This is a genomic window from Streptomyces sp. NPDC000878 (assembly GCF_053599695.1).
Window position 1 is genome coordinate 166,130 of sequence record NZ_JBSFMT010000009.1, and the last position, 22,114, is coordinate 188,243.

Below are 22,114 nucleotides of genomic sequence, written 5' to 3' on the forward strand. Positions count from 1 at the left end.
ATGAAGATCAAGAAGGGCGACCTGGTTCAGGTCATCACCGGTAAGGACAAGGGCAAGCAGGGCAAGGTCATCGCGGCCTTCCCCCGCGAGGACCGCGTCCTGGTCGAGGGTGTCAACCGGGTCAAGAAGCACACCAAGGCCGGCCCGACCGCGAAGGGTTCGCAGGCCGGCGGCATCGTCACGACCGAGGCGCCCGTCCACGTCTCCAACGTCCAGCTGGTCGTTGAGAAGGACGGCAACAAGGTTGTCACGCGTGTCGGTTACCGCTTCGACGACGAGGGCAACAAGATCCGCGTTGCCAAGCGGACGGGTGAGGACATCTGATGACGACCACCACCACTCCGCGTCTCAAGACGAAGTACCGCGAGGACATCGCGGGCAAGCTGCGTGAGGAGTTCTCCTACGAGAACGTCATGCAGATCCCCGGCCTCGTCAAGATCGTGGTCAACATGGGTGTGGGCGACGCCGCCCGCGACTCCAAGCTGATCGAGGGCGCCATCCGCGACCTCACCACGATCACCGGTCAGAAGCCGGCCGTCACCAAGGCCCGCAAGTCCATCGCGCAGTTCAAGCTGCGTGAGGGCCAGCCGATCGGTGCCCACGTCACGCTTCGTGGCGACCGCATGTGGGAGTTCCTGGACCGCACCCTGTCGCTCGCGCTCCCGCGCATCCGCGACTTCCGTGGTCTGTCTCCCAAGCAGTTCGACGGTCGTGGCAACTACACCTTCGGTCTCACCGAGCAGGTCATGTTCCACGAGATCGACCAGGACAAGATCGACCGCACCCGGGGTATGGACATCACCGTGGTGACCACGGCGACCAACGACGCCGAAGGCCGCGCCCTTCTCCGTCACCTCGGCTTCCCCTTCAAGGAGGCGTAAGCGAGATGGCGAAGAAGGCTCTGATTGCCAAGGCTGCTCGTAAGCCCAAGTTCGGAGTACGTGGCTACACGCGCTGCCAGCGCTGCGGCCGTCCGCACTCCGTGTACCGCAAGTTCGGCCTGTGCCGCGTCTGCCTTCGTGAGATGGCTCACCGTGGCGAGCTGCCGGGCGTGACCAAGAGCTCCTGGTAGTCCCGTACTTCGGGATTCCAGAGGCTCTCGGTAAGCAAAGGGTTCGGTAAGGTGCCCTGCTCTCCATGGCTTAGGCTAGGAGGGTTGGGCGCCTGCCGCCCCAATCGACTTACTACGCCGTAGGTCCCCCGCACCGCACCCGTCCCGCCACTGAGTGAGTGGGGAGAGGGATGGCGCATCCAGGAAACCCCGGCGAGAGAGGCCGAAGGCCAATTCATGACCATGACTGATCCGATCGCGGACATGCTGACTCGTCTGCGTAACGCGAACTCGGCGTACCACGACGATGTCGCGATGCCGCACAGCAAGATCAAGTCGCACATCGCGGAGATCCTCCAGCAGGAGGGCTTCATCACCGGCTGGAAGGTCGAGGACGCCGAGGTCGGCAAGAAGCTCGTCCTCGAGCTGAAGTTCGGCCCGAACCGTGAGCGCTCCATCGCGGGCATCAAGCGGATCTCCAAGCCCGGTCTCCGGGTGTACGCGAAGTCCACCAACCTGCCGAAGGTGCTCGGCGGCCTGGGCGTGGCGATCATCTCCACGTCGCACGGTCTCCTCACCGACAAGCAGGCCGGCAAGAAGGGCGTAGGCGGAGAAGTCCTCGCCTACGTCTGGTAGAAGGGAACGGAGGAAACAGCTATGTCGCGTATTGGCAAGCTCCCCATCACGGTTCCCGCCGGCGTGGACGTCACCATCGATGGCCGCACGGTCCAGGTGAAGGGCCCCAAGGGTTCCCTCTCCCACACCGTCGCTGCGCCGATCGACATCGCCAAGGGTGAGGACGGCGTTCTCAACGTCACCCGCCCCAACGACGAGCGTCAGAACAAGGCCCTGCACGGCCTGTCCCGCACGCTGGTGGCGAACATGATCACCGGCGTGACCCAGGGTTACGTGAAGAAGCTCGAAATCAGCGGTGTCGGTTACCGCGTCGCGGCCAAGGGCTCGAACCTCGAGTTCGCGCTCGGCTACAGCCACTCGATCACGGTCGAGGCGCCCGAGGGCATCTCGTTCAAGGTCGAGAACCCGACGCACTTCTCGGTCGAGGGCATCGACAAGCAGAAGGTCGGCGAGGTTGCGGCCAACATCCGCAAGCTGCGCAAGCCTGACCCGTACAAGGCCAAGGGTGTCAAGTACGAGGGCGAAGTCATCCGCCGCAAGGTCGGAAAGGCGGGTAAGTAAGCCATGGCATACGGTACGAAGATCGCTAAGGGCGACGCTTACAAGCGTGCTGCCATCAAGCGGCGTCACATCCGGATCCGTAAGAAGGTCAACGGAACGGGTGAGCGTCCCCGCCTGGTTGTGACCCGCTCGAACCGCCACATCGTGGCCCAGGTCATCGACGACATCAAGGGTCACACCCTGGCGTCGGCGTCGACCCTGGACGCCTCGATCCGCGGTACCGAGGGCGATGACAAGTCGGCGCAGGCCGGCAAGGTCGGCGCACTGGTCGCCGAGCGTGCCAAGGCCGCAGGCGTCGAGGCCGTTGTGTTCGACCGTGGTGGCAGCCGGTACGCCGGTCGTATCGCCGCCCTGGCCGACGCCGCCCGCGAAGCCGGGCTCAAGTTCTGAGCCGCCCGTCGCGCTCGCGGCTTAACCGCCGCGGCGCAGCGTAGCTAGCGGAAAAAGAGAGAGGTAATCCAATGGCTGGACCCCAGCGCCGCGGAAGCGGTGCCGGTGGCGGCGAGCGGCGGGACCGGAAGGGCCGTGACGGCGGCGCTGCTGCCGCCGAGAAGACCGCGTACGTTGAGCGCGTCGTCGCGATCAACCGCGTCGCCAAGGTTGTGAAGGGTGGTCGTCGCTTCAGCTTCACTGCGCTCGTCGTAGTGGGCGATGGCGATGGCACCGTCGGTGTCGGTTACGGCAAGGCCAAGGAGGTGCCGGCCGCGATCGCCAAGGGTGTTGAAGAGGCCAAGAAGCACTTCTTCAAGGTCCCCCGTATCCAGGGCACCATCCCGCACCCGATCACGGGCGAGAAGGCCGCGGGCGTCGTCCTGCTCAAGCCTGCTTCCCCCGGTACCGGCGTTATCGCCGGTGGCCCGGTGCGTGCTGTCCTGGAGTGCGCCGGCGTTCACGACATCCTGTCGAAGTCGCTCGGCTCGTCCAACGCGATCAACATCGTGCACGCGACCGTGGCGGCCCTCAAGGGCCTGCAGCGTCCCGAGGAGATCGCGGCCCGCCGCGGTCTGCCCCTCGAGGACGTCGCCCCCGCGGCTCTGCTTCGTGCGCGTGCGGGAGCGGGTGCGTAATGGCTCGCCTCAAGGTCACGCAGACGAAGTCGTACATCGGCAGCAAGCAGAACCACCGTGACACCCTGCGCTCCCTTGGTCTCAAGGGCATCAACACGCAGGTCGTCAAGGAGGACCGCCCCGAGTTCCGCGGAATGGTGCACACCGTCCGCCACCTCGTGACGGTTGAGGAGGTCGACTGATCATGGCGGAGAACAGCCCGCTCAAGATCCACAACCTCCGTCCCGCCCCGGGCGCCAAGACCGCCAAGACCCGTGTGGGTCGTGGTGAGGCGTCGAAGGGTAAGACGGCTGGTCGTGGAACCAAGGGCACGAAGGCCCGTTACCAGGTTCCGGCGCGTTTCGAGGGTGGCCAGATGCCCCTCCACATGCGTCTCCCGAAGCTCAAGGGCTTCCGGAACCCGTTCAAGACCGAGTACCAGGTCGTGAACCTCGACAAGCTGGCGTCGCTGTACCCGGAGGGTGGCGAAGTCACCGTCGAGGGGCTCGTCGCCAACGGTGCGGTTCGCAAGAACAGCCTCGTCAAGGTCCTCGGCCAGGGCGAGATCTCCGTGGCGCTGCAGGTGACGGTCGATGCCGTCTCCGGTTCCGCCAAGGAGAAGATCACCGCCGCCGGCGGTACCGTCACCGAGCTGCTCTGAACACCACAGGCGCCTCGATGACTTGAGCGATCCCGACCGGGGATACCCCACAAAAGGGGTATCCCCGGTTGGTCGTTCCTAGGGAGGCATGGTCGCCGGTAAGGTGGCCAGCAATGTCAATTTGAGTCCGGTGTGCTCATGAGGAACTCCGGACGCCTCTTGGCTGTTAGTTATCTGTCAACGTATCCGTCGCACCTCAAGACCGTCACCTCTGACGCAGTAGCGCGGGGGTCGCAGGAGGCACCGTGCTCACCGCGTTCGCCCGGGCGTTCAAGACGCCCGACCTGCGCAAGAAGCTGCTCTTCACGCTCGGCATCATCGTGGTCTATCGGGTGGGCACACACATCCCGATCCCCGGTGTCGACTATTCGAACGTCCAGACGTGTATCGATGTAGCGAAGGGCAACCAGGGCCTGTTCGGTCTGGTGAACATGTTCAGTGGCGGCGCTCTGCTGCAGATCACGATCTTCGCGCTCGGCATCATGCCGTACATCACGGCGAGCATCATTCTCCAGCTGCTGACCGTGGTGATCCCGCGTCTGGAGGCCCTCAAGAAGGAGGGCCAGGCCGGCACATCGAAGATCACGCAGTACACCCGTTACCTGACGGTGGCCCTCGCCATCCTGCAGGGCACCGGCCTCGTCGCCACCGCCCGCAGCGGCGCGCTCTTCAGCGGCTGCCCGGTCGCGAGCGAGATCGTCCCGGACCAGTCGATCTTCGTCACCATCACCATGGTCGTCACCATGACCGCCGGTACGGCCGTCGTCATGTGGCTCGGTGAGCTGATCACCGACCGCGGCATCGGCAACGGCATGTCGATCCTGATGTTCATCTCGATCGCCGCCACCTTCCCGTCCGCGCTGTGGGCCATCAAGACCCAGGGCGATCTGGCGGACGGCTGGATCGAGTTCGGTACGGTCATCGCCGTCGGCCTCGTCATGGTCGCGCTGGTGGTCTTCGTCGAGCAGGCTCAGCGCCGTATTCCGGTTCAGTACGCGAAGCGCATGATCGGCCGCCGTTCCTACGGCGGCACTTCGACGTACATTCCGCTCAAGGTCAACCAGGCCGGCATCATCCCTGTGATCTTTGCCTCCTCGCTGCTCTACATCCCCGCGCTGATCGCGCAGTTCTCCGGTGGCACCTCCGGCTGGAAGACGTGGATCGAGCAGAACCTGACCAAGGGTGACCACCCGATTTACATCACCACGTACTTCTTGCTGATCGTTTTCTTCGCGTTCTTCTACGTCGCCATCTCCTTCAACCCCGAAGAAGTAGCCGACAACATGAAGAAGTATGGTGGCTTCATCCCGGGCATCCGGGCTGGCCGGCCAACCGCTGAGTACCTGAGCTACGTACTCAACCGGATCACCTGGCCGGGTTCGCTGTATCTGGGTCTGATCGCTCTCGTCCCGACGATGGCGTTGGTTGGTTTCGGGGCAAACCAGAACTTCCCGTTCGGCGGGACCAGCATCCTCATCATCGTGGGTGTCGGTCTTGAGACCGTGAAGCAGATTGAGAGCCAGCTCCAGCAGCGCAATTACGAAGGGTTCCTCCGCTGATGCGAATCGTCCTCGTCGGGCCGCCTGGTGCAGGGAAGGGAACGCAGGCCGCGTTCCTGGCCAAGAACCTGTCGATCCCGCACATCTCCACGGGCGACCTCTTCCGGGCCAACATCAGCAAGCAGACGGACCTCGGGAAACTCGCCAAGTCCTACATGGACGCGGGCAACCTGGTACCCGACGAGGTCACGATCGCCATGGCGAAGGACCGCATGGAGCAGTCCGACGCGGTGAACGGCTTTCTGCTGGACGGCTTCCCGAGGAACGTTTCGCAGGCCGAGGCGCTGGACGAGATGCTCAAGGCCGAGTCCATGAAGCTGGACGCGGTGCTCGACCTGGAGGTCCCCGAGGACGAGGTGGTCAAGCGCATCGCCGGCCGCCGCATCTGCCGTAACGACTCGGCGCATGTCTTCCATCTGACGTACCAGCCGCCGAAGGCCGAGGGTGTCTGTGACGCCTGCGGCGGCGAGCTGTACCAGCGGGACGACGACTCCGAGGAGACGGTCCGCAAGCGGCTGGAGGTCTACCACACCCAGACCGAGCCGATCATCGACTACTACAAGGCCCAGGGCCTTGTGGTGACGATCTCGGCGCTGGGCAAGGTGGAGGACGTCACCGGTAGGGCGATGGCCGCGCTGAAGGGCGATGGCGAGGGCGAGTAGTCCTTTCTGGTTGTACTTCTCCGCTTGTACTTCTGGTTGTACGTGGGTCAGCCGCGGTTCCCTGTCGGGGACCGCGGCTGCTGCGTGGGGGCGCGGCCCCGTATCTTTGTATCTTCCAGTGTGTTCGTTCGCTTCGATCGCTTCGTTCGCCCCCGGTCCAGGAAAGGCCGTAGTTCCCATGGTGCAGATCAAGACCCCCGAGCAGATCGCCAAGATGCGCGAGGCGGGGCTTGTCGTCGCCGCCATCCACACGGCCACTCGTGAGGCGGCGGTGCCCGGCGCCAGTACGAAGGATCTGGACCAGGTCGCGCGGAAGGTGCTCGCGGAGCACGACGCGAAGCCGAACTTCCTTGGGTACGGCGGGTTTCCGGCGACCATCTGCACGTCCGTCAACGAGGTCGTCGTGCACGGCATCCCGTCCGACGAGGTCGTGCTGAAGGACGGGGACATCATCTCCATCGACTGCGGTGCGATCGTCGACGGGTGGCACGGGGACGCGGCGTACACGGCGTTCGTGGGGTCGGGGCACGCGCCGGAGCTGCTGGAGCTGTCTCGGGTGACCGAGGAGTCGATGTGGGCGGGGATCGCCGCGATGAAGCAGGGGAACCGGCTGGTCGATGTCTCGCGGGCGATCGAGACGTACATCCGGCGTCAGCCCAAGGCGGGGGGCGGGCGGTACGGGATCATCGAGGACTACGGCGGGCATGGGATCGGTACCGAGATGCACATGGACCCGCATCTGCTGAACTACGTCGAGCGCAAGCGGGGGAAGGGGCCGAAGCTGGTTCCCGGGTTCTGTCTCGCGATCGAGCCGATGGTGTCGCTGGGGACGCCGAGGACGGAGGTCCTGGCGGACGACTGGACGGTCATCACTACGGACGGGACCTGGTCGTCGCACTGGGAGCATTCGGTGGCGTTGACTGAGGCTGGGCCGTTGGTGCTTACGTCTCCCGACGGGGGGCGGGCGAAGTTGGCGGAGCTGGGTGTTACGGCTGCGCCGGACCCGCTGGCGTAGGGCTTTCCTCGCCCCCGCCGCCCCGACCCGTCCCATCCCCAGGGGCTCCGCCCCTTCGACCCCACCAGGGGGCACAGCCCCCTGGACCCCCGGCGGGGCGCTGCCCCCGCACCCCGGCGGGGACTGCGTCCCCTGCGCCCCGCTCGGGGCTGCGCCCCCCGACCCCAGGCGGGGCGCTGCCCCTGCGCCCTGCCGGGGACTGCGTCCCCTGCACCCCACTTGGGGCTGCGCCCCTCGATCCTGCCGGGGTTGCGCCCCTGAACCTCTGGAGCGTCCCCGGCGTCCTGCCCTGGGGCTGCGCCCCGGGCCCCTGGCGGGGGCTGCGTCGCCTGTGGCTTGCTCCGGGGCCCGGTGGGGGACTGCGTCCCCTGTGGCTTGTCCCGGGGCCCCCGGCGGGGGACTGCGTCCAGCTCCGGGGCTGCGCCCCTGGCCCCATCGGCCTGGACGGCCTCGTCTTCAAACGCCGGACGGGCTGGGACGTCGGGGCACTCTCGTCCCCAGGCGTCGGACGGGCTGGGGTGTCGGGCGGGCTCGTTCTCAGGTGTCGGACGGGCTGGGGTGTCGGCCCGGGCCTCAGGTGTGGGCTGTGTCCCTGGGGTGGCTGGCCCGGGTCCTGTTTTTGGAGGGTGGCCGGGGCTCGTTCGTGTGGCCGATCTGGTTAAGGATCATGGGTGTGGGGCATTCTTCCTCGATTCGTCTTTCCGGGTGCGCTGACGTAGACTGACTCGTCGGCTCTCGTGCACCCGCATGTCCGCATGCGCCCCGTAAGGGGACGCAAGTGAGTCGATCAAGGTAGTCGATTCGAAGGGCGAAGCGTGGCCAAGAAGCAAGGTGCCATCGAGATCGAGGGCACTGTCGTCGAGTCTCTTCCGAACGCCATGTTCAAGGTTGAGCTCCAGAACGGCCACCAGGTCCTGGCACACATCAGCGGCAAGATGCGTATGCACTACATCCGCATTCTCCCTGACGACCGGGTCGTGGTGGAGCTGTCTCCGTACGACCTGACGCGTGGCCGCATCGTCTACCGATACAAGTAGATCTTGCCCACGTCCCGTGCGAGCGGGACCGCCGGCAACTGACCCGGAGAACCTCACCCCATGAAGGTCAAGCCGAGCGTCAAGAAGATCTGCGACAAGTGCAGGGTGATCCGCCGTCACGGTCGGGTCATGGTCATCTGCGAGAACCCGCGGCACAAGCAGCGCCAGGGCTGACGCAGGACCTTCCCTCTGCACCCGCAGAGATTCGCGCGACGCGAGCAGCAGTAGTAGCAGTTAGCAGTACTTGTTCATACGCAGAGTCCAGGTCGGAGTTCTATCGACCTGATACCCCCGGTCGGAGGCCGGGGACCCGGTTCGTACCTCGTACGGCGGGCTGGGAAACGGCTTTGTGGAAGACCTCCGAACGACAACTGGAGCCATTGAATGGCACGCGTTTCCGGTGTTGACATCCCGCGCGAAAAGCGTGTGGAGGTCGCCCTCACCTATGTGTTCGGCATCGGCCGGACGCTTTCCCAGCTGACGCTGGCGGAGACGGGCATCGACCCGAACACCCGTGTTCGGGACCTCTCCGAGGAGCAGCTCGTCGCGATCCGCGAGTACGTGGACGCCAACATCAAGACCGAGGGTGACCTCCGTCGCGAGATCCAGGGCGACATTCGCCGCAAGATCGAGATCGGCTGCTACCAGGGTATTCGCCACCGCCGTGGCCTGCCCGTCCACGGTCAGCGCACCAGCACGAACGCCCGTACCCGCAAGGGCCCGCGTCGCGCGATCGCCGGCAAGAAGAAGCCGGGCAAGAAGTAGTCCTCAGCGGACAACGCTTCATCAGCGGTCTTCGCTGTAGGACCGACCACCTCCCCGTAGGAGTAATAGATGCCCCCCAAGGGTCGTCAGGGCGCTGCCAAGAAGGTGCGCCGCAAGGAAAAGAAGAACGTCGCTCACGGGCACGCTCACATCAAGAGCACGTTCAACAACACCATCGTCTCGATCACGGACCCCTCGGGCAACGTGATCTCCTGGGCCTCCGCCGGCCACGTCGGCTTCAAGGGCTCGCGCAAGTCCACCCCCTTCGCCGCGCAGATGGCCGCCGAGTCGGCCGCCCGCCGCGCGCAGGAGCACGGCATGCGCAAGGTTGATGTGTTTGTGAAGGGTCCGGGTTCGGGTCGTGAGACCGCGATCCGTTCGCTCCAGGCCACCGGTCTTGAGGTCGGCTCCATCCAGGACGTCACCCCCACCCCGCACAACGGCTGCCGTCCGCCCAAGCGCCGTCGCGTCTGACGCACCGGTTCACGGCGGCACGGCTTTCGGTCGGCTGGGGGCGTGGGGGTTATCCCCCACAATGTCGCAGCACGGCTGCCGTCCGCCCAAGCGCCGTCGCGTCTGATCTTCGGATCTGACATACGGCTGCTGCTTGGCAGTTTGAGGTTTCGGGCGGTATGGCTCCTTGGAGCCGTATCGCCCGTACCCTTGTAGTACTAGTCGGGCATCAAATAGCGGGTGCCCATGACTGAAGGATCACCACCATGCTGATCGCTCAGCGTCCCTCGTTGACCGAAGAGGTCGTCGACGAGTTCCGCTCCCGGTTCGTCATCGAGCCGCTGGAGCCGGGGTTCGGCTACACCCTCGGCAACTCCCTCCGCCGGACTCTGCTGTCCTCGATCCCGGGTGCGGCTGTCACCAGCATCCGTATCGACGGCGTGCTGCACGAGTTCACCACCGTGCCTGGTGTCAAGGAGGACGTCACCGACCTCATCCTCAACATCAAGCAGCTCGTTGTCAGCAGTGAGCACGATGAGCCTGTCGTCATGTACCTGCGCAAGCAGGGGCCGGGTCTCGTCACCGCCGCCGACATCGCGCCGCCGGCCGGTGTCGAGGTGCACAACCCCGACCTCGTCCTCGCCACGCTCAACGGCAAGGGCAAGCTGGAGATGGAGCTGACCGTGGAGCGCGGTCGCGGCTACGTCTCCGCCGTGCAGAACAAGCAGGTGGGGCAGGAGATCGGGCGTATTCCAGTCGACTCCATCTACTCGCCGGTTCTCAAGGTCACGTACAAGGTCGAGGCCACGCGTGTCGAGCAGCGCACCGACTTCGACAAGCTGATCGTCGACGTCGAGACCAAGCAGGCCATGCGTCCGCGTGACGCGATGGCGTCGGCCGGTAAGACGCTCGTCGAGCTGTTCGGGCTTGCTCGTGAGCTGAACATCGACGCCGAGGGCATCGACATGGGTCCGTCCCCGACGGACGCCGCGCTCGCCGCCGATCTTGCGCTGCCGATCGAGGAGCTTGAGCTCACCGTTCGGTCGTACAACTGCCTCAAGCGTGAGGGCATCCACTCCGTGGGTGAGCTCGTGGCTCGGTCCGAGGCCGACCTGCTCGACATCCGTAACTTCGGTGCGAAGTCCATTGACGAGGTCAAGGCCAAGCTTGCGGGTATGGGTCTTGCGCTCAAGGACTCGCCTCCCGGGTTTGACCCGACCGCCGCGGCGGACGCCTTTGGCGCCGATGATGACGCCGATGCCGGGTTCGTGGAGACCGAGCAGTACTGATCCGTTTTTGGCTGCGGGGCCGTTGTGGCTGGTCGCGCAGTTCCCCGCGCCCCTTTGGGGGCGCGGATCCTCCGGGGTGCTTGACAAGGTGCCCCGGATCTTCGACAGGCGATCGCCTGCTCGGACACTGACCTCGGTACCTGATACGGCCGGGGCAGACACCAAGGAGAAATGCCATGCCGAAGCCCACCAAGGGTGCCCGTCTGGGCGGCAGTGCCGCGCACGAGAAGCTGCTTCTTGCGAACCTCGCGAAGTCGCTCTTCGAGCACGGTCGCATCACGACCACCGAGGCGAAGGCGCGCAAGCTGCGTCCGTACGCCGAGCGTCTGATCACCAAGGGCAAGAAGGGCGACCTTCACAACCGCCGTCAGGTGCTTCAGGTGATCACGGACAAGAGCATCGTGCACACGCTCTTCACCGAGATCGGCCCGCGCTACGAGAACCGCCCGGGTGGTTACACCCGTATCACCAAGATCGGTCCCCGCCGTGGCGACAACGCGCCCATGGCTGTCATCGAGCTGGTGGAGGCCCTGACCGTGGCTCAGCAGGCCACCGGTGAGGCCGAGGCGGCGACCAAGCGTGCCGTCAAGGAAGACACCCTCAAGAAGGACGCCCCGGTCGAGACCGAGGCTGCCGAAGAGGTCGTCGAGGACGCCAAGCCGGCCGACGAGGCCGCCTCCGAGGAGTCCAAGGACGCGTAAGCGTCTGCGGGGTTCTGTTCGGTTTGCGGCTGCGGCGCCGTCGTGGCCTGTCGCGCGCACGCGGCGGTAGCCGCAAATCGATGCAGCCCCGCGCCCCTGAAGGGGCGCGTTAGAGCGGGCCCGTTCCTTATCGGAGCGGGCCCGCTTTTCCGTACTGAGAGGATCTCTGTGTGAGTGACGACGTACAGCCCGGGTTCGTGCGGGTGCGGCTTGACCTTTCCTATGACGGGACCGGGTTTTCCGGGTGGGCCAAGCAGGCCGGGGGGCGGCGGACCGTGCAGGGGGAGATCGAGGATGCCCTGCGGACCGTTACCCGGTCGGGGGAGGCGACGTACGAGCTGACCGTTGCCGGGCGTACCGACGCCGGAGTGCATGCCCGGGGGCAGGTCGCCCATGTCGATCTGCCTGTCGAGGTGTGGGGCGAGCATCGGGAGAAGTTGCTCAAGCGGCTTGCCGGGCGGCTGGACAAGGACGTGCGGGTTTGGCGGGTTGCTGAGGCGCCTGCGGGGTTCAATGCTCGGTTCGCTGCCTTGTGGCGGCGGTATGTGTACCGGGTCGGTGACCGGGTGGGTGGGGTCGATCCTCTGCTGCGTAGTCATGTGCTCTGGCACGACTGGGAGTTGGATGTCGCTGCCATGGACGCCGCCGCCAAGTCCCTTGTCGGGGAGCATGACTTCGCCGCCTACGCGAAGAAGCGTGAGGGGGCTTCCACCGTTCGCGAGATTTTTGACTTCGGGGTCCGGCGGAGGCTCGACGGGGTCGTTGAGATCGAGGTCCGGGCTGACGCCTTCTGTCACAACCAGGTGCGGTCCATGGTGGGTGCTCTGTTGTTCGTCGGTGATGGGCATCGGGGGGTGGAGTGGCCGCGGAAGGTTCTCGACGCTCGGGTGCGGGACAGTGCCGTTCACGTTGTACGGCCGTACGGGCTTACGTTGGAGGAAGTCGCCTATCCGGCGGACGAGTTGCTGGCCGAGCGGCAGCTTCAGGCCCGCCGGGTGCGGGGTGAGGTGTACGGGGTCAGGCGGCCAGGACCTTCTTCAGGGTCGGCTCCGGCCGGTGATCGCCGGGCAGACGTCCCGGGCACAGAACACGGCCCAAAAAATGGCTGAATAGAAGCGTGATCCTCGCATGGATGGCCGGTTGCTACGCCGGTTCCACGATGAGCCACGCGACGGTCGAGGTGTCGCCCGCGACCCCCTTGACGGAGAACGACGTGCCGGCCGTACGGGCCGATACGTAGGCGATTCCGGCCGGGGTGCCGCCTGGGGCCTGCACCGTGAGGAAGATACGGCTCGTCGCCGTGACCGCGGTGGTCGCGACGGTGACCGCCGTGGCGCCGTTCAGGGTGAGGGTGCCCATCTTGGCGTTGGCGCCCTCCTTGACCCGCAGGCCCCTTCCGGCCAGGCCCGCCACGATGTCCGAGTCGGAGCTGCCGACCTGGGCGGCGGCGAGGCGGCCCCAGCTGGTGTCCCGGCCCGTGGAGCCGCCGGGTCCGAAGGTCTGCGTACCGGCGAGGTCGACGGCGAAGCGGTTGACCGAGTCGCCGGTGACCTGGGACTGGAAGGCGCGCGAGGCCGTGTCGGCGCCGGTGACCGCGTAGCCCTGTCCGGCGGCGCGGGTCTGGACGAGGTTCACGCCGGGGCTGGCGGTGGCGTTGACGACCACGCCGGGGCTGGTGCCCGCCTGGCCGAGGGTGATGCGGCCGGTGGCGCGGCTGACGGTGACCGGGGTGTCGAGGGCGGTGCCGTCGTCGGCGTACCGCACGAGCGCGAAGTCGGAGCCGTCGCCGGAGCCCGACTCGGCCGTGTCGGTGGCGCGCAGGGCCCAGCGGCGGTTCTTGCCACGGGACCAGAACTGCACGTCACGGGTGGTGCCGGCGGCCCCGGAGACCATGTGCGCGTCGGACTTGTCCCAGACGATGCCGGCGTCGGTCCGGGTGCCCGCGGTGACCCCGCTGTGCCGTACGACGACCGCGCCGGCGTCGTTGAAGGGGGCCGTGGTGCCGACGTACTCGCCGCCGACGACCGAGACACAGCTCGCGGAGTTCAGGGCCGAGGTGGTGATGCCGTACGCGGGGGAGTAGCCGCCCGTGTTGTCGTCGTTGCGGCCGATCGAGGTGGAGCAGCCGGTCAGGACGACGCCCTCGGCGGCCTCGCCGGTGATGCTGAAGCCGGCCGCGTCCGTGGCGCTCTTGCCGTCCCGTTTCGCGAGGCAGCCCAGGAGCTGGAGGAAGCGGCCCCCGGCGGAGGTGGCGAGGTGGAAGCCGTCCTTGCCGTTGCGGTCGGTGTTGCAACCAACCATCACCATCGAGTAGTTGATGCCGGTGACGTGGTAGCCGTACTCGGTGTTCCACTCGGCGCGGCAGTCGACCATGGTCACGGCGTTCGGGTTGAGGATGTCGAAGCCGTGCCCGACGTTGCCCTGGGAGTAGCACTGGAACAGGTCGGCGTCGACCAGGCCGCCGCCGGTGCCCGCGGAGTCGCCCCAGGTGAAGCCGTGGCCGCCGGCGCCCGTGCAGTGCACCTGGTTGAACTGGAACGCGGCCCCGTTCTGGGCGTTGACACCGTCGCCGGAGAACCGCCAGATCGTCACCTTGTCCATGCCGACGTCCTTGACGCCGGGGTTGATCCGGACGGCCGTGATGGGGCCGTTCTCCGTGTTCACGATGCGGTTCCGCAGCCCGTCGCACCCCTTGAGCGCCAGGCCGTACAGGCGAGGCCCGCCGCCGTGTGCGGAGTCGTAGTACGTGTCCTGCACCGGGGCCGGGTCGACGGTGATCAGGGCGTCGCCCACGAAGTAGCCGACGGCCGGCCGGATGTAGGAGCCGGTCATGTTGGTGCGGTCCGGGAAGTGCGGGTTCCAGTCGCCGCGGAGCGTCACGCCCAGCGTGAGTCTGAGGGGCGCGGCGATGCGGTACTTGCCCGGCGGGAGGTAGACCGTGCCGCCCTGACCGGCCGCGTCGATCGCCTTCTGGATGGCCGGCTGGTCGTCGGCCGCGTCGTCGCCGAGTGCCCCGTACGCCGCGTCCCGCACGTTCAGCCAGCCCGCCGGGGTCTCCGCGGCGGCGGCCTCGCCCGCGCCGGCCACCGTGGTGGCGAGGGCGGCGGTGCCGATGCCGGCGGTCGCGGCGAGCATGCGGCGTCTGGACGTGACGGAGTCGTGCGTGGTCATGAAGGGTCCCCCCTGGGCCTGATCGGTACGCGAATCGGTTCGCGAATGATCAACCATCGGCGATTTACGGCCGACGTTCAATGGCCGAAGTGCGATGGCCGGCGATCAGTGATCGCCGGCCATCGAACGTGCAGAGAGAGGGGACGTGCTACTGGCTCGCCGCCGAGGCCTGGGCCTCGCCGCGCCGCCGGATCTGGCGGAAGGCGAACTCGGCGAGGTCGTCGCCCGTGGTGAAGACGGCCGTGCTCTTCGTCGTCACGTCCTTGCCGTTGGTGAAACCGGCGATCGTGAAGTAGGCGTAGCGGCCGTAGGAGTTGGTCGTCGAGCGGCAGATCGCCGCGCGGCAGAAGGTCGGGACACCGCCGCCGGACAGGGACTCGACGATGCTCTTCTTGTCCGCCGTGGTCTTGACGTTCGTGGCCTGGGCCTCGCTGTTGAAGACGGCCACACCGACCGTCACCGCGACGCCGTCCTTGCTGTAGGTGACGCGCAGGAAGCGCGTGCACCTGTTGTCCGTGAGGATCTTCGGGAGGGTGCCCTTCGCGGCCGACGCGCAGTTCTTCGTGTCGCCGGTCGGGCCCTTCTTGTAGAGGCGCTCGCCCATCGTCAGCTGCGTACCGGGGAAGAGGATGTCCGGGGCCAGGGGCGCCGTGTCCTTCTTCACACTGGTTATGAAGTCCTTCGGGTCCAGCGGCGGCGGCGCGCTGGTCGGCGCGAACGACGGCACCGACGAGGCGGTGGCGCTCGGGATGTCCGCGCTGGCGGGCAGGTCGGAGGTCGGTTTGTTGGAGGCCGTGGCGTTGCCGTCCGCGTTGACCACGGCCATGGCGACGGCCGCGCCCACCCCGACGGTGGCCACCGCGGCCCCCACGATCAGCAGGAGTCTGCGGCGCCGGTTACGGGTCTCGGACGCCTCGGCGAGCGCCGCCCAGTCGGGGGCCTGACCGGCGCCCTGACCGCCCCACGGCTGCTGCGGAGCCCGGCCGCCCTGGTCGTCCCACGGCTGCTGCGGGGTATTCGGTTTCCAGGGATCCCACTGAGGTCCCCCCTGCCCAAAGCTCATGCGCGCATCCTAGACGCCGTACAACCCTTGTGCCGAGGCGTCTCATACGTATCGGTCCGCACCTCGTTTTGACCCGTCCGGGGCAGCGCGGGTAGCCTGGGCGTTCGTTATGCGTATCGGCTTGGTCGTCCTTGGACGAGAGCCCCTACGTAGGTTCCCTGGAGCAGTTTCCAGTGGGCGGCATACGGGCAGCGTTCCCGGCACTGTCGTCCCCAGCTGCACGATCGCTTCAGTGATGCCATGTGTCAGGACCCATCCACTGAAGAAGCGAAGGCTACGAAGTGCGTACGTTCAGCCCTAAGCCCGGCGACATCACTCGCCAGTGGTACGTCATCGACGCCCAGGATGTCGTCCTGGGTCGTCTTGCCACCACTGCCGCGAACATCCTGCGGGGCAAGCACAAGCCGATTTACGCCCCCCACGTCGACGCTGGTGACTTCGTCATCATCATCAACGCGGACAAGGTGCACCTCTCCGGCAACAAGAAGACCCAGAAGCTGGCCTACCGCCACTCCGGTTACCCGGGCGGTCTGCGCTCTGTCCGTTACGACGAGCTGCTGGCGAAGAACCCCGAGAAGGCCGTCGAGAAGGCCATCAAGGGCATGATCCCCAAGAACACCCTGGGCCGTCAGTGCCTGTCGAAGCTGAAGGTCTACTCGGGCGACCAGCACCCCCACGCTGCCCAGCAGCCGGTGCCGTTCGAGATCACCCAGGTCGCGCAGTAGTTCCGGCCACCCCCTAAGACGTAGAGAATTCTGAGGAGAATCGTGGCCGAGACCACTGTCGAGCAGCCGCTCGACGAGAACGCCGATGTCGAGTTCGAGAACGCCGACGTCGAGAGCTACACCACCGAGTCCGAGGCGCCGGTAGCCGAGGGCGAGTACGCGGAGGCCCTCGACGGCCGCTTCGGTGACCCGCAGCCGGCCGCCGGCCTGGGCCGTCGCAAGAACGCCATCGCCCGCGTCCGGATCGTTCCGGGCACCGGCAAGTGGAAGATCAACGGTCGCACCCTTGAGGACTACTTCCCCAACAAGGTGCACCAGCAGGAAGTCAACGAGCCCTTCAAGGTGCTCGAGCTCGACAACCGCTACGACGTTGTCGCCCGCATCACGGGTGGCGGCGTCTCCGGTCAGGCCGGCGCCCTGCGCCTCGGCGTGGCCCGCGCGCTGAACGAGGCCGACGTGGACAACAACCGCGGCGCCCTCAAGAAGGCGGGCTTCCTCCGTCGCGACGACCGTGCGGTCGAGCGCAAGAAGGCCGGTCTCAAGAAGGCCCGCAAGGCCCCGCAGTACAGCAAGCGTTAATCGCCCCGCTGTTCTTGTACGTTTCGCCCCGGCGGCACTCTCCGTGCCGTCGGGGCGGTTCGTTTACCGGGGGCTTTACTTATCACAGGCTTACGGCACAGGCGGGCGGAACGGTCCCGACAGCTTGGAAACAGGCACAGGGGATATACGTAGGCAGGTCCGGCATGGACACTCGGCATAGCCGCACGACATACAGGCCCCTCAGCGCGTGAGCCGTACGTACAGTGCATGAGCCGCACATTTTTTCCAGCATCTTCGGAGGACACCAGTGGGACGACTCTTCGGCACGGACGGCGTGCGCGGTGTCGCCAACGCGGACCTGACGGCCGAGTTGGCCCTCGGCCTGTCCGTAGCGGCGGCCCATGTACTCGCCGAGGCGGGCACGTTCGCGGGCCACCGGCCGGTCGCCGTGGTCGGACGGGACCCGCGCGCGTCCGGGGAGTTCCTGGAGGCCGCCGTGGTCGCGGGCCTCGCCAGCGCGGGCGTCGACGTCCTGCTGGTCGGCGTGCTGCCCACCCCGGCGGTCGCCTTCCTCACCGCCGAACTGGGCGCGGACCTCGGCGTGATGCTCTCCGCCAGCCACAACGCCATGCCGGACAACGGCGTCAAGTTCCTGGCCCGCGGCGGCCACAAGCTCGACGACGACCTGGAGGAGCGGATCGAGGCGGTGTACGAGGAGCACCGCACCGGCGCTCCCTGGGACCGCCCGACCGGCGGCGGTGTGGGACGGGTCCGCCCGTACGACGAGGGCTTCGAGCAGTACGTCGCCCACCTCGTCGGCGTACTCCCGAACCGCCTCGACGGTCTGAAGGTGGTGTTGGACGAGGCGCACGGCGCTGCCAGCCTGGTCTCGCCCGAGGTGTTCACCCGGGCGGGCGCCGAGATCGTCACCATCGGCGCGGAGCCGGACGGCCTCAACATCAACGACGGCTGCGGCTCCACCCACCTCGGCAAGCTCCAGGCCGCCGTCCTCGAACACGGCGCCGACCTCGGCATCGCCCACGACGGCGACGCCGACCGCTGCCTCGCCGTCGACCACACCGGCGAGGAGGTGGACGGTGACCAGATCATGGCTGTACTCGCGCTGGCGATGCGGGAGCGGGGCGTGCTGCGGGCCGACACCGTTGTCGCGACCGTGATGTCGAACCTGGGCTTCAAGCTGGCGATGGAGCGGGAAGGGCTGTCCCTGGTCCAGACGGCGGTCGGGGACCGGTACGTGCTGGAGGAGATGAAGGAGCACGGCTACGCGCTGGGCGGCGAGCAGTCCGGGCACGTCATCATCTCGGATCACGCGACCACGGGTGACGGGACGCTGACGGGGCTGCTGCTGGCGGCTCGGGTCGCGCAGACGGGTCGTACGCTGAAGGATCTCGCCTCGGTGATGGAGCGGTTGCCGCAGGTGCTGGTGAATGTGCCGGACGTGGATCGAACTCGGGTGGGGTCTTCTGCGGAGCTGGCGTCCGCAGTCGCTGACGCCGAGCGTGAACTCGGGGCCACCGGGCGGGTGTTGCTGCGGCCTTCCGGGACCGAGCCGTTGGTCCGCGTGATGGTCGAGGCGGCGGACATCGACCAGGCCCGGTCCGTGGCCGGGCGGTTGGCCGATGTCGTGAAGTCGGCGCTCGGGTAGGGCAGTTACGGGTTGGGGGTGGGGGGTTCTGTGCTTGGCGGGCTGCGGGCCCGTTGTGGCTTGTCGCGCAGTTCCCCGCGCCCCTATGGGGCGCGATTCTCCCTTCCCCTGTCACATAGTGGCCGTATGATCCACCGGTCTGATCATCGGATCGTGTGGATCATGGGGGAAACAGGGATGGGTACGGAGCAGCAGTCGAGCGGTGTTGCAAGACGGCGGGCGTTTCTGACGGGGGCCGTTGGTGCGGTCGGAGCGGGGATGGTCGTGGGGGCGGCTACGCCCGCTGCGGCGGGGGTCGCCTCGGACTGGTTCGATGTCAAGGAGTACGGGGCGGTCGGGGACGGGGCGACCGATGACACCGCTGCTGTTCAGGCCGCGATCGCGGGCGCGGGGGCGGCCGGGGGTGGCACCGTCTACTTCCCCGGGGGCAAGTACCTGGTCAAGCCCTCCGGCGACACCCCCGCCCTGACGGTCACCGGCAACAACGTCCGGCTCGTGGGTGCGAACAGCAAGGCCGCGATGCTCGTGAAGGGAGCCGACGGGCTCCTGCTGCGCATGTCGGGACCCGGCGCCGACAAGACCGGTGCGACGCACCGGCGTTACTGCTCCGTCGACAACCTCGGCTTCAACGGCAACGGGAAGACCGGGAAGCTGCTGGAGCTCTACTACGCCGACAACTGCTACTTTCGCGACGTCTTCATGACGAGCAACCAGGACATCTGCATCGACGGTGTGGAGTTCTGGGACTCGCGGTTCTACAACCTGGTGATCGAGTCCTCCACGGGGCCCGCGGGAAGCACCGCCCACCCCAACATATGGCTGCGCAACACCTCCACGGCCACCGCCGGAGCATGGGGACACAGCGCCGACAACATCAATCAGATCCACTTCACCGGCTGCCGCCTGGAGGCGTTCGGTACCGGCGCGCTGTGGATCACCCAGGGTCCGGCGGCCACCAACAACCCCAACGGCGTCTACCTGACGGACTGCAAGTTCGAGACCTCGCAGATGCAGGGCGGCCCCCACCTCAAGGTCGACGCCTCCTGCAAGAGCGTCCACGCCGGCAACATCTACGCCTTCGCGGGCGGCTTCGCCACCGGCTTCTCCACCCCGCAGAACATCATCTCCTGGGCCGGAAGCGCCAGTTCCCTGGAGAACGTCCTCATCGCCAACGGCAGCACGGCCACCATCAACTCGGGTGTGCTCGTCTACGCCGGCACCGGCACGACCGCCGTACTGCGTGACGTCGTCGGCCTGTACGGCACCAAGCCGACCGGCACGCACCTCTACTACGAGGCCAGCAGCACGGGCGACTTCCGGGTGGAGAACAGCTACGGCAGTACGGGCGGTCAGGCGAGCGGCACCATCCCGACCCGCAACCAGCCGGGCCCTCCGCTGCGCCTGGTCGCCGGCCCCGTCAGCGACGGCTCCTTCACCAGGGCGCCCCTCGACGGGACCATGGCGGTGGACACGGCCTCCGAGCGGCTCTACGTACGGGTGGGCGGCGCCTGGATGTGGACGCAGCTCAACGCGTAGCGGCCGTCTGGCGGCGCTGCCTGCTCCAGAACCACTTCTGGGCCAGGAGCGTGAGGGTGGCGGCCAGGGCGATGCCCACCAGGTTCAGCAGGAGTTGGGCCGTGGAGCCCCAGGCCTGGCTGTAGTCGTCGTAGGCGAAGGCCACGGCGGCGTTCGAGGCGGCCGGGACCGTGGTCACCGAGATGGCCACGCCGACCAGCAGGCCCGACTTCGCGGAGGTCAGGGAGAGCATGCCCGCGATGCCCGCGAGGACGGCGACGATGAACGAGAACGCGTCCGGCTGGTAGATGAAGTTCGTGTTGGGGCGTTCGGCGTCCAGCCGGACCCGGCTGAACAGGTCCACGGTGTCCATGAAGTAGGTGAAGCCGACCGTCACCGCCATCGCCACCGCGAAGCCCACGAGCAGGGCGATGAGCGAGCGTGCCGCCAGCCTCGGCTGACGTCGTACAAGTGCGGTGCTCAGACCGGCCAGGGGGCCGAACTCCGGGCCCACCGCCATCGCGCCCACGATCAGGATCGCGTTGTCGAGGACCACACCGCAGGCCGCGAGCATCGTGGCGAGCGTGATCAGGGCGACGTACGTGATCGAGAGCGTCGACTCCTCGTGCGTCGCGTCCGCGAGGTGCTCCCACAGGACCGCGTCCACACCCTCGCCGGGCGCCTCCTCCTCCGCCTTGTCGGCGCGCTTGGAGAGCGACAGGTCGATGTTCTCCACGGCGATCGAACCGGTCGCGTCGAGGTCCAACGCCCGCAGTCCGCCGATGAGTTCGTCGCCGGCCTCCCTGGCCACGTCACACATCACGACGTCCCCGGCGGGGTTGCGGGCGGCGCCGGGGAGGACGACCAGGTGCGTGGTGCCGACCGTCTTCTCGATCAGGCGGACCACGTCGTTGGTTCTGTCGGCGGGGGTGATGAGGCGTAGGTGGAGCATGGGGGCAGGGTAACCGGGCAGGGTGACCGGGCTGTGCTTGGCGAGGTTTGCGGCTACAGCTTGCGCAGGCTGAGGCGCTGCACCTTGTGGTCCGGGCCCTTGCGGATGATCAGGGTGGCGCGGCCCCGGGTGGGGGCCACGTTCTCCAGGAGGTTCACCTTGTTGATGGTGCGCCAGGTGGTGCGGGCGTACTCCAGGGCCTCCTCCTCCGATACCTGGGTGTACTTCCTGAAGTACGAGGACGGGTTCTGGAACGCCGTCTCGCGCAGGCGTCGGAAGCGGTTGAGGTACCAGCGCTCGATGTCCTCCGGGCGGGCATCGACGTACACGCTGAAGTCGAAGTAGTCGGCGAGGCCGACGCGGGTGCGGCCGTCGCTGCCGGGGAGGGCGGGCTGGAGGACGTTCAGGCCCTCGACGATCAGGATGTCGGGGCGGCGGACCGTGAGCTTCTCGCCGGGGACGATGTCGTAGATGAGGTGGGAGTAGACGGGGGCCGTGACCTCGTCCTTCCCGGCCTTGATGTCCGCCACGAAGCGGGTGAGGGCCCGGCGGTCGTACGACTCGGGGAAACCTTTCCGCGACATCAGGCCACGGGCCGTCAGCTCCTCCGTGGGGAGCAGGAAGCCGTCCGTGGTCACCAGTTCCACGCGCGGGTGTTCGGGCCAGCGGGAGAGCAGGGCCTGGAGGAGACGGGCGACGGTGGATTTCCCGACGGCCACGGACCCCGCGACCCCTATGACGAACGGGGTGCCGGTCTGGGTGCCCTGTTCGCCCAGGAAGGTGTTCAGGGCACCCCTTAGGCCGTCCGTGGCGCCGACGTAGAGATTGAGGAGGCGGGAGAGCGGGAGGTAGATGTCCCGCACCTCGTCGAGGTCGATGACATCGCCCAGACCACGCAGCTTCTCGACCTCCTCGGCGGTGAGGGGGAGCGGCGTCTTGTCGCGCAGCGCACTCCACTCGGCACGGGTGAGGTCGACGTAGGGAGTCGCCTCCGGCCGCTGCCGGTGGGCGCTCCGGGGCATCGAGGAGACCGGAGAGATCAGCGT

At 67.2% G+C, this 22,114-nt stretch carries 27 protein-coding genes; 23 read left to right on the forward strand and 4 right to left on the reverse strand.

What is annotated here, in order from left to right:
* The 19 genes from rplX to truA all read left to right on the forward strand — a co-directional run bounded on the left by rplX (position 1) and on the right by truA (position 12,545).
* Positions 1–324 carry a 50S ribosomal protein L24 gene (gene rplX, locus ACWDR4_RS11675; protein ID WP_006376030.1) on the forward strand — a complete coding sequence of 108 codons (324 nt, stop codon included), beginning with the start codon at positions 1–3 and terminating at the stop codon, positions 322–324.
* Positions 324–881, forward strand: a complete 558-nt coding sequence (gene rplE, locus ACWDR4_RS11680) for a 50S ribosomal protein L5 (RefSeq protein WP_006376054.1) — start codon at positions 324–326, stop codon at positions 879–881. Before rplX ends, rplE begins: the two co-directional genes overlap by 1 nt.
* Positions 882–886: 5 nt before the next feature.
* Positions 887–1,072: a type Z 30S ribosomal protein S14 gene (locus tag ACWDR4_RS11685; RefSeq protein ID WP_003948630.1), complete on the forward strand. Its 186-nt coding sequence runs from the start codon at positions 887–889 to the stop codon at positions 1,070–1,072.
* A gap of 216 nt (positions 1,073–1,288) precedes the next feature.
* A complete protein-coding gene (gene rpsH, locus ACWDR4_RS11690; RefSeq protein ID WP_006376041.1) occupies positions 1,289–1,687 on the forward strand; it encodes a 30S ribosomal protein S8 in 399 nt (132 codons plus the stop codon).
* Between the two features lie 21 nt (positions 1,688–1,708).
* A complete protein-coding gene (gene rplF / locus ACWDR4_RS11695) occupies positions 1,709–2,248 on the forward strand; it encodes a 50S ribosomal protein L6 (protein WP_450406995.1) in 540 nt (179 codons plus the stop codon).
* A gap of 3 nt (positions 2,249–2,251) precedes the next feature.
* Complete coding sequence (gene rplR, locus ACWDR4_RS11700; protein WP_450406998.1) at positions 2,252–2,638, forward strand: 50S ribosomal protein L18; 387 nt, start codon at positions 2,252–2,254, stop codon at positions 2,636–2,638.
* A 71-nt stretch (positions 2,639–2,709) separates the two neighbouring features.
* On the forward strand, positions 2,710–3,315 hold the full coding sequence (gene rpsE / locus ACWDR4_RS11705; RefSeq protein ID WP_006376045.1) for a 30S ribosomal protein S5: 606 nt from the start codon (positions 2,710–2,712) through the stop codon (positions 3,313–3,315).
* Entirely contained in the window at positions 3,315–3,497 is a 183-nt protein-coding gene (rpmD, locus tag ACWDR4_RS11710; protein ID WP_055553514.1) for a 50S ribosomal protein L30, read from the forward strand. The genes rpsE and rpmD overlap by 1 nt, the downstream gene beginning before the upstream one ends.
* Positions 3,498–3,499: 2 nt before the next feature.
* The gene (gene rplO / locus ACWDR4_RS11715) at positions 3,500–3,955 is read left to right on the forward strand and encodes a 50S ribosomal protein L15 (RefSeq protein ID WP_450407000.1); all 456 of its coding nucleotides are present in this window, start codon (positions 3,500–3,502) and stop codon (positions 3,953–3,955) included.
* 245 nt (positions 3,956–4,200) lie between these two features.
* A complete protein-coding gene (gene secY / locus ACWDR4_RS11720) occupies positions 4,201–5,514 on the forward strand; it encodes a preprotein translocase subunit SecY (protein ID WP_450407003.1) in 1,314 nt (437 codons plus the stop codon).
* On the forward strand, positions 5,514–6,176 hold the full coding sequence (locus ACWDR4_RS11725; RefSeq protein WP_450407006.1) for an adenylate kinase: 663 nt from the start codon (positions 5,514–5,516) through the stop codon (positions 6,174–6,176). Before secY ends, ACWDR4_RS11725 begins: the two co-directional genes overlap by 1 nt.
* Positions 6,177–6,354: 178 nt before the next feature.
* Positions 6,355–7,191 carry a type I methionyl aminopeptidase gene (map, locus tag ACWDR4_RS11730; RefSeq protein ID WP_450407009.1) on the forward strand — a complete coding sequence of 279 codons (837 nt, stop codon included), beginning with the start codon at positions 6,355–6,357 and terminating at the stop codon, positions 7,189–7,191.
* Positions 7,192–8,006: 815 nt separating this feature from the next.
* Entirely contained in the window at positions 8,007–8,228 is a 222-nt protein-coding gene (gene infA, locus ACWDR4_RS11735; RefSeq protein ID WP_003948620.1) for a translation initiation factor IF-1, read from the forward strand.
* A gap of 60 nt (positions 8,229–8,288) precedes the next feature.
* Positions 8,289–8,402 (forward strand): 50S ribosomal protein L36, encoded by a 114-nt coding sequence (gene rpmJ, locus ACWDR4_RS11740; protein WP_003998809.1) that lies wholly within the window; start codon positions 8,289–8,291, stop codon positions 8,400–8,402.
* 210 nt (positions 8,403–8,612) lie between these two features.
* Positions 8,613–8,993: a 30S ribosomal protein S13 gene (gene rpsM / locus ACWDR4_RS11745; protein WP_006376031.1), complete on the forward strand. Its 381-nt coding sequence runs from the start codon at positions 8,613–8,615 to the stop codon at positions 8,991–8,993.
* A 69-nt stretch (positions 8,994–9,062) separates the two neighbouring features.
* Positions 9,063–9,467, forward strand: a complete 405-nt coding sequence (gene rpsK, locus ACWDR4_RS11750; protein WP_003956432.1) for a 30S ribosomal protein S11 — start codon at positions 9,063–9,065, stop codon at positions 9,465–9,467.
* A gap of 245 nt (positions 9,468–9,712) precedes the next feature.
* Complete coding sequence (locus ACWDR4_RS11755) at positions 9,713–10,735, forward strand: DNA-directed RNA polymerase subunit alpha (protein ID WP_003966937.1); 1,023 nt, start codon at positions 9,713–9,715, stop codon at positions 10,733–10,735.
* A 176-nt stretch (positions 10,736–10,911) separates the two neighbouring features.
* The gene (rplQ, locus tag ACWDR4_RS11760; RefSeq protein WP_450407012.1) at positions 10,912–11,436 is read left to right on the forward strand and encodes a 50S ribosomal protein L17; all 525 of its coding nucleotides are present in this window, start codon (positions 10,912–10,914) and stop codon (positions 11,434–11,436) included.
* Positions 11,437–11,606: 170 nt separating this feature from the next.
* Positions 11,607–12,545 (forward strand): tRNA pseudouridine(38-40) synthase TruA, encoded by a 939-nt coding sequence (gene truA / locus ACWDR4_RS11765; protein WP_450407014.1) that lies wholly within the window; start codon positions 11,607–11,609, stop codon positions 12,543–12,545.
* A 34-nt stretch (positions 12,546–12,579) separates the two neighbouring features.
* Here the strand turns inward: truA and ACWDR4_RS11770 are convergent, their stop codons facing one another.
* Both ACWDR4_RS11770 and ACWDR4_RS11775 read right to left on the reverse strand, forming a co-directional pair.
* Positions 12,580–14,607 carry a glycosyl hydrolase family 28-related protein gene (locus ACWDR4_RS11770; RefSeq protein ID WP_450407017.1) on the reverse strand — a complete coding sequence of 676 codons (2,028 nt, stop codon included), beginning with the start codon at positions 14,605–14,607 and terminating at the stop codon, positions 12,580–12,582.
* Positions 14,608–14,755: 148 nt separating this feature from the next.
* Entirely contained in the window at positions 14,756–15,670 is a 915-nt protein-coding gene (locus tag ACWDR4_RS11775) for a hypothetical protein (RefSeq protein ID WP_450407018.1), read from the reverse strand.
* A gap of 281 nt (positions 15,671–15,951) precedes the next feature.
* On the opposite strand from ACWDR4_RS11775, the gene rplM reads away from it, so the two are divergent.
* The 4 genes from rplM (at position 15,952) to ACWDR4_RS11795 (ending at position 20,137) form a co-directional block, all read left to right on the forward strand.
* On the forward strand, positions 15,952–16,395 hold the full coding sequence (gene rplM, locus ACWDR4_RS11780; protein WP_235475489.1) for a 50S ribosomal protein L13: 444 nt from the start codon (positions 15,952–15,954) through the stop codon (positions 16,393–16,395).
* A gap of 42 nt (positions 16,396–16,437) precedes the next feature.
* Positions 16,438–16,974 carry a 30S ribosomal protein S9 gene (rpsI, locus tag ACWDR4_RS11785; RefSeq protein WP_450407020.1) on the forward strand — a complete coding sequence of 179 codons (537 nt, stop codon included), beginning with the start codon at positions 16,438–16,440 and terminating at the stop codon, positions 16,972–16,974.
* Between the two features lie 268 nt (positions 16,975–17,242).
* Positions 17,243–18,601: a phosphoglucosamine mutase gene (gene glmM, locus ACWDR4_RS11790; RefSeq protein WP_450407023.1), complete on the forward strand. Its 1,359-nt coding sequence runs from the start codon at positions 17,243–17,245 to the stop codon at positions 18,599–18,601.
* Positions 18,602–18,763: 162 nt separating this feature from the next.
* Positions 18,764–20,137 (forward strand): glycosyl hydrolase family 28-related protein, encoded by a 1,374-nt coding sequence (locus ACWDR4_RS11795; protein ID WP_450407025.1) that lies wholly within the window; start codon positions 18,764–18,766, stop codon positions 20,135–20,137.
* Here the strand turns inward: ACWDR4_RS11795 and ACWDR4_RS11800 are convergent.
* Positions 20,127–21,068, reverse strand: a complete 942-nt coding sequence (locus tag ACWDR4_RS11800; RefSeq protein WP_450407028.1) for a DUF389 domain-containing protein — start codon at positions 21,066–21,068, stop codon at positions 20,127–20,129. The genes ACWDR4_RS11795 and ACWDR4_RS11800 overlap by 11 nt on opposite strands.
* 53 nt (positions 21,069–21,121) lie before the next feature.
* On the reverse strand, positions 21,122–22,090 hold the full coding sequence (gene coaA, locus ACWDR4_RS11805) for a type I pantothenate kinase (protein ID WP_450407086.1): 969 nt from the start codon (positions 22,088–22,090) through the stop codon (positions 21,122–21,124).
* Positions 22,091–22,114 lie beyond the last annotated feature (24 nt).

What these genes read in the sequence shown, in the direction of transcription:
- ACWDR4_RS11795 (WP_450407025.1), top strand. Translation starts at nt 18,764, where the DNA reads ATGGGGGAAACAGGGATGGGTACGGAGCAGCAGTCGAGCGGTGTTGCA.
- rplQ (WP_450407012.1), top strand. Translation starts at nt 10,912, where the DNA reads ATGCCGAAGCCCACCAAGGGTGCCCGTCTGGGCGGCAGTGCCGCGCAC.
- rpsE (WP_006376045.1), top strand. Translation starts at nt 2,710, where the DNA reads ATGGCTGGACCCCAGCGCCGCGGAAGCGGTGCCGGTGGCGGCGAGCGG.
- ACWDR4_RS11685 (WP_003948630.1), top strand. Translation starts at nt 887, where the DNA reads ATGGCGAAGAAGGCTCTGATTGCCAAGGCTGCTCGTAAGCCCAAGTTC.
- ACWDR4_RS11725 (WP_450407006.1), top strand. Translation starts at nt 5,514, where the DNA reads ATGCGAATCGTCCTCGTCGGGCCGCCTGGTGCAGGGAAGGGAACGCAG.
- rpsK (WP_003956432.1), top strand. Translation starts at nt 9,063, where the DNA reads ATGCCCCCCAAGGGTCGTCAGGGCGCTGCCAAGAAGGTGCGCCGCAAG.
- rplO (WP_450407000.1), top strand. Translation starts at nt 3,500, where the DNA reads ATGGCGGAGAACAGCCCGCTCAAGATCCACAACCTCCGTCCCGCCCCG.
- map (WP_450407009.1), top strand. Translation starts at nt 6,355, where the DNA reads ATGGTGCAGATCAAGACCCCCGAGCAGATCGCCAAGATGCGCGAGGCG.
- ACWDR4_RS11800 (WP_450407028.1), bottom strand. Translation starts at nt 21,068, where the DNA reads ATGCTCCACCTACGCCTCATCACCCCCGCCGACAGAACCAACGACGTG.
- rplF (WP_450406995.1), top strand. Translation starts at nt 1,709, where the DNA reads ATGTCGCGTATTGGCAAGCTCCCCATCACGGTTCCCGCCGGCGTGGAC.
- coaA (WP_450407086.1), bottom strand. Translation starts at nt 22,090, where the DNA reads ATGCCCCGGAGCGCCCACCGGCAGCGGCCGGAGGCGACTCCCTACGTC.
- rpmJ (WP_003998809.1), top strand. Translation starts at nt 8,289, where the DNA reads ATGAAGGTCAAGCCGAGCGTCAAGAAGATCTGCGACAAGTGCAGGGTG.
- ACWDR4_RS11775 (WP_450407018.1), bottom strand. Translation starts at nt 15,670, where the DNA reads ATGAGCTTTGGGCAGGGGGGACCTCAGTGGGATCCCTGGAAACCGAAT.
- rpsM (WP_006376031.1), top strand. Translation starts at nt 8,613, where the DNA reads ATGGCACGCGTTTCCGGTGTTGACATCCCGCGCGAAAAGCGTGTGGAG.
- ACWDR4_RS11770 (WP_450407017.1), bottom strand. Translation starts at nt 14,607, where the DNA reads ATGACCACGCACGACTCCGTCACGTCCAGACGCCGCATGCTCGCCGCG.
- rpmD (WP_055553514.1), top strand. Translation starts at nt 3,315, where the DNA reads ATGGCTCGCCTCAAGGTCACGCAGACGAAGTCGTACATCGGCAGCAAG.
- rplR (WP_450406998.1), top strand. Translation starts at nt 2,252, where the DNA reads ATGGCATACGGTACGAAGATCGCTAAGGGCGACGCTTACAAGCGTGCT.
- rplX (WP_006376030.1), top strand. Translation starts at nt 1, where the DNA reads ATGAAGATCAAGAAGGGCGACCTGGTTCAGGTCATCACCGGTAAGGAC.
- rplE (WP_006376054.1), top strand. Translation starts at nt 324, where the DNA reads ATGACGACCACCACCACTCCGCGTCTCAAGACGAAGTACCGCGAGGAC.
- ACWDR4_RS11755 (WP_003966937.1), top strand. Translation starts at nt 9,713, where the DNA reads ATGCTGATCGCTCAGCGTCCCTCGTTGACCGAAGAGGTCGTCGACGAG.
- rpsH (WP_006376041.1), top strand. Translation starts at nt 1,289, where the DNA reads ATGACCATGACTGATCCGATCGCGGACATGCTGACTCGTCTGCGTAAC.